Source organism: Psychrobacillus mangrovi, from assembly GCF_037104765.1.
Lineage (GTDB): Bacteria > Bacillota > Bacilli > Bacillales_A > Planococcaceae > Psychrobacillus > Psychrobacillus mangrovi.
The window spans coordinates 20,851-34,539 of the sequence record NZ_JBAWSY010000028.1 but is presented as its reverse complement, the minus strand read 5'-3'; the positions used below and the strand labels follow the sequence as shown (position 1 = coordinate 34,539).

The 13,689-nt window shown below is 36.1% G+C and carries 10 protein-coding genes; 9 read left to right on the top strand and 1 reads right to left on the bottom strand.

Annotated features, from left to right (window positions below; all coding sequences use genetic code 11):
* The 9 genes from WAX74_RS19695 to WAX74_RS19655 all read left to right on the top strand — a co-directional run.
* Positions 1 to 97, top strand: a 97-nt coding sequence (locus WAX74_RS19695; protein WP_241600806.1) for an IS3 family transposase, incomplete at its 5' end; no start/stop codon positions are given.
* 397 nt (positions 98 to 494) lie between these two features.
* Positions 495 to 2,900 (top strand): DUF7408 domain-containing protein, encoded by a 2,406-nt coding sequence (locus tag WAX74_RS19690; RefSeq protein ID WP_336499370.1) that lies wholly within the window; start codon positions 495 to 497, stop codon positions 2,898 to 2,900.
* The gene (locus tag WAX74_RS19685) at positions 2,897 to 3,826 is read left to right on the top strand and encodes an ABC transporter ATP-binding protein (protein ID WP_336499369.1); all 930 of its coding nucleotides are present in this window, start codon (positions 2,897 to 2,899) and stop codon (positions 3,824 to 3,826) included. The genes WAX74_RS19690 and WAX74_RS19685 overlap by 4 nt, the downstream gene beginning before the upstream one ends.
* 1 nt (position 3,827) lies before the next feature.
* Positions 3,828 to 4,670, top strand: coding sequence for an ABC transporter permease (locus tag WAX74_RS19680; RefSeq protein WP_336499368.1), 843 nt, complete (start codon positions 3,828 to 3,830; stop codon positions 4,668 to 4,670).
* Positions 4,671 to 4,683: 13 nt separating this feature from the next.
* Entirely contained in the window at positions 4,684 to 6,093 is a 1,410-nt protein-coding gene (locus tag WAX74_RS19675; RefSeq protein ID WP_336499367.1) for a hypothetical protein, read from the top strand.
* 12 nt (positions 6,094 to 6,105) lie between these two features.
* The gene (locus WAX74_RS19670) at positions 6,106 to 7,098 is read left to right on the top strand and encodes an AAA family ATPase (protein ID WP_336499366.1); all 993 of its coding nucleotides are present in this window, start codon (positions 6,106 to 6,108) and stop codon (positions 7,096 to 7,098) included.
* A complete protein-coding gene (locus WAX74_RS19665; protein WP_336499365.1) occupies positions 7,095 to 7,970 on the top strand; it encodes a DUF58 domain-containing protein in 876 nt (291 codons plus the stop codon). Before WAX74_RS19670 ends, WAX74_RS19665 begins: the two co-directional genes overlap by 4 nt.
* Positions 7,971 to 7,981: 11 nt before the next feature.
* Positions 7,982 to 9,739 (top strand): vWA domain-containing protein, encoded by a 1,758-nt coding sequence (locus tag WAX74_RS19660; RefSeq protein WP_336499364.1) that lies wholly within the window; start codon positions 7,982 to 7,984, stop codon positions 9,737 to 9,739.
* Positions 9,723 to 12,320 carry a VWA domain-containing protein gene (locus tag WAX74_RS19655; protein WP_336499363.1) on the top strand — a complete coding sequence of 866 codons (2,598 nt, stop codon included), beginning with the start codon at positions 9,723 to 9,725 and terminating at the stop codon, positions 12,318 to 12,320. The genes WAX74_RS19660 and WAX74_RS19655 overlap by 17 nt, the downstream gene beginning before the upstream one ends.
* A gap of 173 nt (positions 12,321 to 12,493) precedes the next feature.
* Here WAX74_RS19655 and WAX74_RS19650 read toward each other — a convergent pair whose 3' ends face one another.
* Entirely contained in the window at positions 12,494 to 13,681 is a 1,188-nt protein-coding gene (locus WAX74_RS19650; RefSeq protein ID WP_336499362.1) for an MFS transporter, read from the bottom strand.
* Between the last annotated feature and the right edge of the window lie 8 nt (positions 13,682 to 13,689).

The following is a 13,689-nucleotide window of genomic DNA, read 5'->3' as shown; positions in this document are numbered from 1 at the left end:
GTATATCGATTACTATAATAACGATCGAATTAAACAAAAACTGGCCGGCATGAGTCCGGTAAAATACCGAACTCATGCCAGCCAATTAGCTGCATAAATAAAACTCTAACTTTAAGGGGTCACTACCCATTTCGATGGTCTATTTTTTATTCAAAACATCAAGTAGGTCTCAGAAATTTATTGTAAAATGTTACACTTAAACTAACGCAGGAGCTTTTTATATACCAACCTATATGGATGATAAATCAATCTTTTCAAAGCCATTAATCGAAAATTACAATTATTGTTCTGAATTATTTGAACATTTTTCAACATGTCAGATACAATTGAAAGTCAAAAAACACATTTTTATTAAGCTATAAAATCCCTCACATAAGTAAAAAAAGCCTACTATTTAATAATCACAGTATTAGATAAATAGAGGCTTCTTTTATAAAGGAACTTCTATCTGTAATTAACGTACTAATACATATAAAGAAAAAGGGGGACAAAGTATGCTTATCCGAAAGTTTGCGTTGGTAATATCAGCACTTTTTATATACTTATCATTATTTCCAACGATTAATGCCTTGGCAGCTCCTAACCTACAAGTAAAAGCAACTGCAGGTTTTAATGGCAAAGCAAAATATGGGGAAGGATTACCTATTACCATTACTGTTGAGAATAAAGGGGATTCATTTTCCGGGGATATTGTTTTGGACATACTTGAATCCTACAACCTAGGAAATGCCCAAGCAATCCCTTTTGAGATTGGAGCCGGAGAGACAAAGACTATCCAAGTAGCAGCATCGGGATTAACAGAAGATTATATGTATCAAGGGTCTAACGCACAATTAATACATTTCTTTGAAGGTGGTTGGGAAAAGGGAAAGTCAATCGATTTTAAAGGAACCAAAAATTTAAGAGTGAGCTTTAATGATCCAGCAAGTAACTTTTATTTTACATTAACAAACAGTGCAGATCGTCTAAAAGTACTTAGTCAAATCAAGCAACAAGCACAATTAAGTGGTGAGGTCGTTCATATTGGACAATTAAGTAACTTTACGTTGCCATCTGAAGCAGCGGCTTGGGAAATGGCGGATTATATTGTCATCGATGAATTTGTTCTAGCAGATTTAGAAGAACAGCAACAACAGTCAATTTTAGACTATGTAAGTGCTGGTGGTAATGTTATTGTTGGAGCTTCTGATAATACAACAGCGGAGCTTGGAATGTTAGGAAGTTATTTACCATTAAATCTTCAAGCAAGTACAGTATCTATATCAGCAGAAAAAGTTAGTCCGTTAACAGCAAATAATAAATTATCAAATGATTTAAAAGTTTATAAGGCTTCTTTAAATGAGGGTGCCGTTGAGCTATTAAACTTAGATGGTACTCCAATTGCTGCAAAGAAAACAGTAGGTAGTGGCTCAATTATTCAAACGACTTTTTCTCTTGGTGATGAACCATTATCAAAAGACCCTGCATATAGCGACTTAATGACTACTGTTTTACAGTCTGTAAAAGTACAGAAGAATTCGAGTATGTATGGTTACAACAGTAAGGATCAACTTGTTTATGAATTAGGTAGTACTAATTCTTTGTTTAGTTCGTTTAAAGTTTCAACTCCATTAATGATTGGTATTGTTGTCGTTTATATGATTTTAGTCGGACCACTTTTATATATTTTACTGAAAAGAAAAGACAAAAGAGAGTACGCATGGGGAATAATTCCTCTTACTGCCATTATTGCATCAGCAGCTATATTTGGTTATGGTGCGAGAGACCGAATTGCACGTCCGCAAGTTCAACAATCTTCTTTTTTATATGTTAACGAAGATAATAGCTTGAATGGTTATTATGCGGAATCTTTATTAAGCAATAAGAGTGGAGAATTTACATTTACAGCCCCATCGTCTACAACTATGATTGCACAAAGAACTATGAACTCCTTTACTGGGCGCTCTTCAAAAGTGCATGAAGAAGTCATCTTAGAGAAACATGCGACAAATAATCAACTGACATTTCGCGATGTAGGGTATTGGTCTGTTTCGACATTTTTTGGAAATACACAATTACAAGATGTAGGTAATTTTGGAGTAGATTTAAGTGTAGAGTCAAGTAAATTAATAGGGACTATTCAAAATAATTTTCCTTTTGCTCTTAAAGAAGTGTCGGTTTGGTCTGGAAGTAAATTAATTAAATTAGGGGATCTTCAACCTGGAGAAAAAATAGACGTAAATAAAGAATTAGGTAATGTCATGTTGACTCCAACTTCTAATCCATATATTAATAGAAATTTTGGTATGCCAGGAATGAATAATAGCGACTTATCAGAGCAAAGAAAACAATCATTATTTTCTACTAGCCAAATGTTTAGTCAACTAGGTACCAATCCAGCAATAACTGCTTTTTCGGAAGATAATTTATTACCAGTAGAATTAAAGAATAAAAAGGTAGAAATGTCTGCACTTCATTTAATCATACAACCTTTTAAAGCAGAAACAATATTCGCAGGAGAATTTGTATTACCAGCAAACACGTTCACAGTGAATGTCAACACAGAGCAATATGGGAAGTATATGGAACCGGTTGCAAACAGTAATTTGGAGTGGCATTTACAAGACGGTGAATATAATGTCTATTGGAAAGTACCAGACACTCTCCCAACGGATAAAGTATTGTGGACGCAACTCCAAATAGCAAATACAGATCGAAATTCTCAAACAATAGAAATTTGGAATAATGAAACTCAAGCATATGAACCTGTTGATGAAAGTAGATATACAGTAAATGAAAGTATTCAAAACTATATTAATAATAATGGGGAAGTTCATTACAAACTCCATAAAAAAGCAATTCAAGGTGATACCTATTCAAGACTTCCAGAAGTTCGTCTTAAAGGGGAGGTTAAGCAATGATTGAGATTAAAGGATTAACGAAAAAATATGGCTCCTATTATGCATTAAATGACTTAAATCTTACTTTAGACGAAGGCACAGTATTTGGGTTTGTTGGTGCGAATGGTGCAGGAAAGTCTACTACTTTCTCTATTTTGGCAACGTTATTACAACCGACTTCTGGAGATGCTTTTGTTAATGGCAAAAGTGTAAAGACAGAAGCACATGAAGTGAGAAAACAAATTGGTTATATGCCTGACTTTTTTGGAGTTTATGATCAGTTAAAAGCAAACGAATACTTAGACTTTTATGGTGCTAGCTACGGATTATCAGACGCTGAAAGAAAAACATTAATTCCACAATTGCTGGAGCTCGTTAATTTATCACATAAGCGCTATGAATATGTGGACCTACTATCACGGGGTATGAAGCAACGATTATGTTTGGCAAGAGCACTTATCCATGATCCTAAAGTTTTGATATTGGATGAGCCGGCATCCGGACTAGACCCACGTGCACGCGTGGAAATGAGAGATATTTTAAGACAGTTAAAAGGGATGGGAAAAACAATATTAATTTCATCACATATTTTACCTGAGCTCGCAGAAATGTGTGATGAAATTGGGGTTATCGATGGAGGAAAACTGATTGCCCACGGATCTGTAGCTGACATACAAGCACAGCTTGCTGGTGAAAGACAAATCACGGTTAAAGTAAAAGGTTTACTTGAACATGCAGCTTCCTTTTTTGAAGAGGATCCTTTCGCTTCCAAAGTGGAACTGCTAACGGAGAAGAATTGTTTAACGTTCCTTTATAAAGGTACAGAAGAGGATCAAATTAATTTACTGAAAAAAGCGTTGGATTATAATCTGAGAATTATTTCTTTCTCAGAAACCGAAACAGATCTGGAAGATGTCTTTATGGAAATCACGAAAGGGGTGAAATAGAATGAAGCAGGCCTTTTCTAATCCAGTATTAGTTAAAGAGATAAAATTGCGCTTTCGTACACTTAAAAGTTTTATTGGAATACTATTTTACTTAATAGCGATGTGTATTTTTGTATTTGGGTTTATAATGCTAACTACTTCTTTTACAGGTACAGGTTATTTTCGTCCCGAGGAAAGCTTCTTTCTTTTTTCCATGCTAACGTATATCCAGTTAGGGCTAATTCTATTTATTACCCCTGGACTAACAGCAGGGGCAATTAGTACAGAGCGAGAGAAACAAACGTTGAATATATTATTAACAACTTCTCAGACTTCCTTACAAATTATACTTGGGAAGCTAACATCGTCCATTGCCTTTCTTCTCTTAATGGTCTTAGCGGGGTTACCAATTTATAGTTTAGTATTTCTTTTTGGAGGAGTTTCTCCAGGGCAATTAGGAATTATTTTCTTATTTTACTTTCTTACCATGATTGCAATAGGTGGAATAGGAATCATGTTTTCTACGATTATTCGAAAAACAATTGTAGCGATGATTGCAACCTATGGGACAATGATTTTTTTAACGGCGGTTACTGGTTTTATCTATCTTGTCATTACAGGAATGAATAGTATGGCTACTGGTACATTGTCTTCCTCGCCAATCGGTCATTTTTTTGCAAGTATTAATCCAGTGGTATTAATGCTTACACTTATTACACCTGGATCGGATAGCTTTATAACGGAAGCAACAAAGATCGAGTTTCCAATATGGGCGGGTTACTCCATTTTCTATGTAGTAATCACAATATTAGCTCTCCTTATCGCAGTGAAGAAATTACGTGTTAATATGAAACGATCAAAATAGGGAGGACCTTTGAATGAATAGCCAACTAAAGCTTATGCGTTTAGTCCGTAAAGCTAGACGAAACCTTTCATTAGAGCATTATACGAGACTGTTACAAGTTGCATTGTTTTGTGGATTTACATCTGCTGTGGCTATTCTACTTGTTTCTCGATTATTTGTCTTTCCATATTATATACGTATAACTATTATTGTTGGAATCATTGCTTTCCTTACAGTATTTTTATACGCATTTTGGAAAAGACCGACGATAAAGGAAGCATTAGAAAGGCTCGATTCGTATTTTCCCGATAATATTTTGATTACTGCTTTATCATTTCTTCAAGAGAAAAATATTCTCATTATAGAGCTTATTAATAAAGCAGATAAGGTTAGTAAAGAAGCTTTGGAAGAATTTAAGAAACGAAAAAAATTTTATATTCAACCTAAATGGATAACTGGATTCGTTCTTGCATTTGCAATTGCTTTAGTTCTATATGCATTTCCTTCTGCAACACAGTTAGAAGCGAAGGATATAGAAAAGGAAGATCAGGTTGTAAATGACATGAAAAAGGAAGTTGAAAAATTAGAGAAAAAAGAACTGGCGAAGTCCGTGAAAAAAGATTTGAAAGAACTAAAAGAAAAATTGAAGGAAGTAGAAACAGCGGAAGAAGCATTGCGTGAAGTAGTGAAAAAACAAAAAGAATTGGCTTTAAAAGAACAAAAACTAGAGAAAAAGAAGGAGCTTTCAAAAGAAGAGGAATCATCAGAAACATCTCTATCACCAGAAGAGCAAAAGGAGCTTGCTTCTTTGGAAGAGGTAAATATTTCACTAGCAAAAAGCGCTGCAACTACCCAAACCGCTTTAAGTAAGATGGGCAAAACATTCCCTTTTAACCCAAGTGAAATAGCTCAAGGTAACTCAAGTTCAAAAAGCAATGGTACGACTCAGTCTGGAAAATCAGGGGATAGCGACAAGATGCATGAAGGAACCAAAGAAAATAAAGGTACCGGCCAAACTGGGCAAGACCAGGGCAAAGGTAAAGGGCAAGGCCAAGGCCAAGGTCAGGGTCAAGGTCAGGGCCAAGGTCAAGGTCAGGGTCAAGGTCAGGGCCAAGGTCAGGGTCAAGGTCAGGGTCAAGGTCAAGGCCAGGGTCAAGGCTCTGGTGCAGGTAAAGGTTCAGGTAGGCGAGACCTTCTATCCATTCCTTCAAGGATAGGGGGAACAGGGGAAACTAGTGTAGATGGGGGGAATCTTGGTGAAGGTGAATCTGCAAGTGAACAGCCGGGAGAGGTTCCAGTAACTCGAGGTTCAGTTAAACCCTATGAAGAAGTTCTCAATGAATACTCGGATTCATATTTGAAAAGCTCAGAAAGAATGCAGCTACCGTCTGATTTACAACGTATTGTTCAAGATTATTTCTCTACAGTTGAAAATAGTGATTAATGGAGGATGCTTATGACTTTTACTACAGAAGATTATGAAAATATGAGTAAACGTTTAGAAGAAGTTAAGACGGAAATAGGTCAATTTATTGTGGGGCAAAGGGAAGCTGTTGAGTTTGCAATTTATTGTGTCTTAGCTGATGGTCATGCTCTCTTAGAGGGGCTACCTGGTCTAGGTAAAACAATGCTCATTAGAACAATTTCTGAAGTACTAGATTTATCTTTTTCTCGAATTCAATTTACACCAGATTTAATGCCATCTGATATTACGGGAACAAGTATGATTGAACGCTTAGAAAATGGAAAGCAGCAATTCACCTTTCAAAAAGGCCCAATATTTAGTCAAATGGTGTTGGCAGATGAAATTAACCGAGCTACACCAAAAACGCAAAGTGCCCTCTTAGAAGCAATGGGAGAAAAAACCGTGACTATACTGGGAGATACAAAACTCATGAATCGACCTTTCTTTGTTCTAGCAACTCAAAACCCCATAGAAATGGAAGGAACATATCCTTTACCAGAGGCTCAAATGGATCGTTTTCTTTGCAAAATTCTTGTTTCGTATCCAACAAAAGCGGAACTTATTGAAATTACAAAACGGACAACAGGTGGTCATTCTATTGAATTAAACAAAATAATGAATGCAAAAGATATTGTTTATGCACAACAAATGGTGAAAGAAGTTTTAATCGCAGATGATATGCTTGAATATGCAGTTGATATTATCGCAGCGACCCATCCGGAATCTTCAGTTGTCCCGGAAATTGCACAATATGTTCAGTATGGAAGTGGACCACGTGGTCTACAAAGTCTGATAAAACTAGCAAAAGCACGTGCGCTAGTTGCTGGACGTTTTCATGTGTCTATCGCGGATATTAAATCAGTTGCAAGACCGGTTCTAAGACATCGTTTATTATTAAATTACGAAGGGGAAGCAGAAGGCAAAACAGCGGACGAACTGGTGGACTTGATTTTACAAACTATTAAACAAGGACAAACAATATGAGTAATGAGCCATTAGTGCCGAAAGATTGGGCTGGTAAACTGAGTAGGCTTTCCATATCAACTAAATCCAAGCTACGAGGGCAACATAAGGGTTCACATCGCTCCCAACGATTTGGGGCTTCTCTCGATTTTTCAGATTTCAGAGAGTATACTCCTGGTGATGATGTACGTCAAATTGATTGGAATGTATATGCTCGAACGGATAAGTATTTTATTAAAAGATTTCTAGATGAACAAGAAATGCGAGTACATATATTACTTGATTCTACCAAATCTATGGGGGATAAAATGAAATGGACGTTTGCTAAACAACTTGCACTATCAATTGGAATGCTTGTTTTGCAGCGTGATGATCGGTTATCTTTCACGGCAGTAACAAATGAAAAGAAACCTCCATTTAGAAGAAAAGGGGCAACTTATCGAAAGGCTTTTACTCAAATAATTTCTGATTTAAATGAACCCATGATGACAAAGTCGTTCACTGACAATGTCATTTCTTTTCTGCCAAAGGACAGTACTGTACTTTTTATTATTTCGGATTGCTTAGAAACCATAGAATCCTGGGAGAAATTGCTCCATAAATTACCTAAGTTTGCAGGAGATATACGTATTTTACAAGTAGTAACGAAAGACGAACTTACACCAGCCTATACAGGAGATGTGCAATTAGAGGATGTGGAGACAACTCATCCATTAAATATATCTATGTCTTCAAGCGTATTGGAAGCATATGAACGAGAAAGAAAATTACATCAGCAGAGTCTAGAGTTGTTATGTAGAAAATTTGGGGCAAAACTGCTTCAGGTAAATACGGAAGATGGTATTTCTCATACGATGTTTCATCAGCTATTACGTGCAAATTGGGTACAGTGAGGTGAAAATTTTTGGGGTTTAATCAGTTAGGTTTTTTATGGACAGTTATCTTTCCTTTAGCTGTTTTACTTTATTACTTCTTTCGTAAAAAATATACGAAACAAACTGTTTCATCCACACTCTTTTGGAAAGAAGTCATGAAAGAAACAAAGGCTTCTCCTTACTTGAAGCATTTACAACGAAATGCTTTATTTTATTTGCAAATGTTAGCAATGATTTTATTAGTTATAGCTTTAATACAACCGTTTTGGAAAACAAAAGCATTGGTTGGGGAACAAGCTTTGTTTATTGTGGACACATCTGCAACAATGGAAGTGAACACAAATGGTACATCTCTTTTCGAGCAACATAAAAAGGATATGCTATCACTTGTGGAGCAACTTTCAGGTAAACCGTTAACAATAATAACTACAGGAAACCAACCGAAAGTTATTGCTCGCCAAGAAACGAACTTGAATCAAATTAAAAATACTATAAACGATCTAGAAGTAAGCTATGAAGAAGAAAGTATGTCGAAGTCATTAGACTTTGCTCAATCCTTTTTCCAAAACAAGGCTACTTCAGTTTACATTTTTACCGATAAACTAGACAAACAGTCGTTGCCTCTACAATATGAGCAAGTTAGTTGGAATGTAGTTGGACAAACAAAGGACGTATCGAATATATCTTTAAAGAGATTTGGAGCTACGAAAACAAATACTGGCATCTCCGCTTTAATCCAAGTTGAAAATCAGTCAAATAAAGAAAAAGTAACTGTACTGACACTGTCAAATGAAAATAAAGAACTTGTTAAAGAAAATATTACAATACCACCAAATGAAACAATCACTTTATCATTTAATGAACTAATAGAATCTACACTATTAACAGCAAGCCTAAATGTAAAGGATCAATATGTACTGGATAATTCCATGAATATCTTTTTGCAAGACCAATTTTCAAAGGTATTTATTGATAGTTCTATGCATTCACTTGTTCGAACTGCTTTTCAATCATTAGATATAGAAGTGAGTAGTTTACCTCCCGAACAGATAGGGTTGTTAAAAGAAGAAGGCATAGTCGTAACAAATCAATTTGGATTAATAGATCAATTAGAATTTCCATCCTTTTTTATTGGTAGAAATGACACTGCACCTATAGAAGTAAATGGTGTTGTACAAACATCGGAACACCCACTTTTTTCTTTTGCTAATCTATCGGATATTTATGTAAATAGTGTTTATCCACCGATAGAAGGATATACAACTATTGCAACAGCGGGAGAAGAGCCATTTATTCAAGTTTCTCCAAGAGGAGATATTGTTGTCCTTTCTGATATCCAAATGACTGATTGGCCATTAAGTCCATCGTTTCCTCTATTTATGTGGAGTGTCAAAGAGCAGCTCTCTGCTGGGAATGCTTATTTAGGAACGTTTTCACCAAACGAACGCAAAGCCTTGTCGCTTGGAAGTGCCACTAATGAGTGGGAACTTTACACGATAGATGATGAGTATGAATACTCCATTGAAAACGGGGGTGCATTTATTGCACCAAAGAAACCCGGATTATATGTACTCCGTTCGAATGAATTAGAAAAAAATATTGCTGTTGCTCTATCTCAAAAAGAAAAAGAAATTCAAAAAGGAACAACTTATACTTTAAGCGGACAAAAAGTAGAATCGAAGGAAAACTATAGTCAGCATTCATTTGTTCCTTATCTATTAATTGTTTTATTGTTACTGTTTGTCATTGAGTGGGAGGTGCAAAGACGACGTGGATTTACGAGTTGATCAACCACTATGGCTGCTATTATTTATTCCGATTTTGAGTTACTTTATTTGGACATGGAGGAGAGATAAAAAGGCTTTCCGGAAAGAAGCAAAAGTAGTATTTTTTATACGTCTACTTGCTATTTTTTGTTTAATCCTAGGGTTAACAAATCCTTATCTATTATTGCCTATTAAAGAGGAGCAAGTTTTGTTTTTAGTCGATCGTTCGAAATCTGTTCAAGGAACCGATCAACAAGTGGCTGAATGGATTGAAAAAAGCTTAACTTCTCAAATGGATACTCATCTTGTAGGTATATATACATTTGCGGAAGACTTTCAATCTGAAGTTGCATTAACGAGTGGTGAAGTAAATTTACCTGTTTTTGCTCCAATGAAGGAGCCAGGTAATACAGATATCGCAAGAGCATTACAACTATCTACGGGTATTGTGGAGCCCAACAAAGCTACACGTATTGTTCTTTTCACGGATGGACTGGAAACTACAGGTTCTCTTACCGATGAGTTAGTTAAAATTGCTGGAGGAAATGTGACAATTGATGTTGTTAAATTGGATAGGATAGCTTCAGAAGATGTTGCAATCACTTCATTTGAAACACCACCCATTGCGTTTGAAGGAGAGCAACAACAGTTAAATGTCCAATTAGAAGCCACTACTCATACCGAAGGTGAAATACTGCTTTATCAAAATGATCAGTTAGTATCACGTCAGCAAATAACGGTAGAACAAGGAACAAATACGTTTACTTTTAGAAATTCTTCTACTGGGGAAGGTCTTCTTAAATATGAAGTTCAAGTAGTAGTTGCTGGTGATGGTTTAATTGAAAACAATAAACTGACAAGTGTCACGAATGTTGAAAGCTCACCTCAACTATTAATCGTGACACATGAAAGAAGTAACTCTAATATTGCAACAGTTATCGATCAGGCGGCTATCCAGACGGACGTAATTGATGCTACCGAGCTTCCATTCGATTTATCCAATTATTTAGCGTATGATGCTATTATTTTTGATAATGTTCCAGGTCATGTGGTAGGAGAGCAAAAAATGACAGTCATCGAACAGGCAGTGAAGAACTTCGGTGTTGGGTTTATGATGGTTGGAGGTAAAAATAGCTTTGGATTAGGTGGATATTTTAAAACTCCGATTGAAAAGTTACTTCCTGTGGAGATGGAGATTAAAGGTAAACATCAAATGCCTTCACTTGGTTTAGTAATTGTTATGGATCGTTCCGGAAGTATGAGCGGCTCTAAATTCGAGTATGCGAAAGAGGCAGCTGCCCGTTCAGTTGAAATGCTACGAGAAGGAGATACCCTTGGATTTATAGCCTTCGATGATCGTCCTTGGGAAATTATTGAGACAGCACCTCTTGAAAATAAAGATGAGGCATTAGATACTATTTTATCTGTAGGAGTAGGAGGGGGCACAGAAATATATTCGAGTTTAGCATTAGCTTATGAACGTCTATCTCCTTTAAAACTACAAAGAAAGCATATCATTTTATTAACAGACGGACAGTCAGCTACTAGGAGTGATTACGAGTCATTAATCGAAGAAGGCACGAATGATTTAATTACAGTATCCACTGTTGCAGTTGGACAGGATGCAGATAGAGCTTTATTGGAAAGTATTGCAGAATTGGGTGGAGGTTCCTTCTATGATGTAGCAGATGAATCAACTATTCCTGCCATCATGTCTACAGAAACCGCAATGATTTCCCGCACATATATTGAAGATAATCCATTCTATCCAATCATTTATGGGGATGTAGCATGGACGAGTTTATTTGCTAATGGTGTTCCACAAATGAATGCCTATATTGCGACCACTCCTAAGCAAACTGCGTCAATCATTGCAGAAAGTGAAAAAGAAGATCCAGTACTAGCAGAATGGATGTATGGGTTGGGTAGAACAATTGCTTTTACTTCTGATTCTACAGGAGAGTGGAGTGGTGATTTTGCAAGATGGAATAATTGGAGTGATTTTTGGAATACAGCAGTTTCTCGAATATTGCCTGCATATAGTGAAGTGCCATTCACGATTCAAAAATCAAGTGACGGTAGCTATAGTGTAACTGATCCATCTGGAAAGTCTTCATTTATTGAAGTAACTGCAGTCAATGAAAAAGGAGAAGAATTACCCGTTACATCAGAGCCAATAGCACCTGGAAAGTCACGAGTGAAAGTAGATAGTGATCCTGGTCTTGTATTTTTCCGCGTTTCAAACGAACAAGATGCTGTATATCAAGCAGGTATATCTATCCCATATAGTGAAGAATATAAGGTACAAAAGGCAAATTCAAATTTGTTGGAGCAAATTGCAAGTCAAACAGGAGGCAAGATGCTTACAGAAGCATCCGAAGCATTTCGACCTATGGAGATAAAAAGCTCTGAAAAGCAATCTATCCAACAAATGCTTGTACTTGCTGCCATTATATTGTTTTTTATGGATATAACGATTAGAAGGTTTGGTTTTAGCCAACTAATCGCACCCATCTTTAAAATGAAACGAAAAGAAAGAATTCCGAGCGTGACTTCTACAAGTAATGTTGAAAAACTTGTAAAAGAGAAAAAGAAACGATAAAAAATTATTCACAGGTTGCAAGAGAAGCCAAAAAAGCCGAGGGAAGTGACTTTGTCACTTCCCTCGGCTTTTTTTACTACAAGACTACAAAAAAAGAAGGGGTGATTGTAATGGCACTCACGATCATCCTTCAAAATAATCCCGCGGTATTTATAAGGCGCGATTAGCACTTTTTAAATTATAGGTTTTTTTCTTCTTATCCAAATAAGCGTTAGTCCCCATGAGAAAAGCAAAATAATTGTTCCTACAATAAATGGTAAGTTCATGTTTATATCAAAAAACATTCCTGCAAGTGCTGGACCAATCATACTTCCTAAACTCATATAGGCATTATTCATACCTGCTGCAAAACCTTGTTCATTCCCTGCAAGTTTAGAAACAACCGTGTTTACTGCTGGGCGAATAAGTGTAGTTGCAGTAGAGAATATAGATGCTGCTACTAATACAAGCCAGAAACTATTCACAAAGAAGAACAACAATAGCGCTAAAGCGGCAACAACTAAATTGACTAAGATAACATTTAATTCGCCAAAACGTTTAAATAATCTCTCTACGACAAGTGTTTGAACAATTACCCCAATGAACCCACCAACTGTTAAAACAACAGCGATATCTTTTGGTGTATAGTTGTATTTATGATCTACATATAAAGAGAAGGTTGTCTGGAAATTGGATATACCAAATGTGAAAACAAAGATAATTATTAGCATCATAAAATACGGAGTTTTGACTGAGTTTTTCATTTGAGTCAATATATTTTCTCGAGCTTTTTTTTCTGGTGGAATTTCTGCAACAGCATTTTTAATATCTGGCAAAATGATTAAAGAGATAATTGCAGAAAGGATTGCTGCAAGGGAAGCCATAAAAAATGGGAATGATAAGCTAACACTTGCTAAAAATCCACCTATTGCAGGTCCTATCATAAATCCTAGAGACATCGAAGCCCCAAGTAATCCCATTCCTTTTCCACGTTCTTCAATGGAGGTTATATCAGCAACAAATGCCATTGTTGCTGGAATTAAAAATGCTCCTCCAATTCCGGTAACAAATCGTGCAACATAAAGCATCCATTCATGGGTTGCTAATCCAAACCATAATTGTGACGCAGAAAAGATAACTAGTCCTACCATAATTAGTTTTTTACGTCCTAATGTATCCGATAAATCCCCTGCTAAAGGAGAAAATAAAAACTGACCTAAAGCAAAGGAAGCTATAATCAATCCAAGTGCTTGGCCAGCAACACCAAAAGTTTCTAAGTATTGAGGCATTACAGGAATAACTAACCCAATACCTGCCATCGCGATAAACATATTGAACATTAATATGTAAAGGGCAAAATGAGATGATTTCTTTGTTGACATATATATCC

Bases quoted from the DNA above. Each gene is read 5' to 3' on its own strand.
- WAX74_RS19690 (WP_336499370.1), top strand. From the start codon at position 495: ATGCTTATCCGAAAGTTTGCGTTGGTAATATCAGCACTTTTTATATAC.
- WAX74_RS19685 (WP_336499369.1), top strand. From the start codon at position 2,897: ATGATTGAGATTAAAGGATTAACGAAAAAATATGGCTCCTATTATGCA.
- WAX74_RS19680 (WP_336499368.1), top strand. From the start codon at position 3,828: ATGAAGCAGGCCTTTTCTAATCCAGTATTAGTTAAAGAGATAAAATTG.
- WAX74_RS19675 (WP_336499367.1), top strand. From the start codon at position 4,684: ATGAATAGCCAACTAAAGCTTATGCGTTTAGTCCGTAAAGCTAGACGA.
- WAX74_RS19670 (WP_336499366.1), top strand. From the start codon at position 6,106: ATGACTTTTACTACAGAAGATTATGAAAATATGAGTAAACGTTTAGAA.
- WAX74_RS19665 (WP_336499365.1), top strand. From the start codon at position 7,095: ATGAGTAATGAGCCATTAGTGCCGAAAGATTGGGCTGGTAAACTGAGT.
- WAX74_RS19650 (WP_336499362.1), bottom strand. From the start codon at position 13,681: ATGTCAACAAAGAAATCATCTCATTTTGCCCTTTACATATTAATGTTC.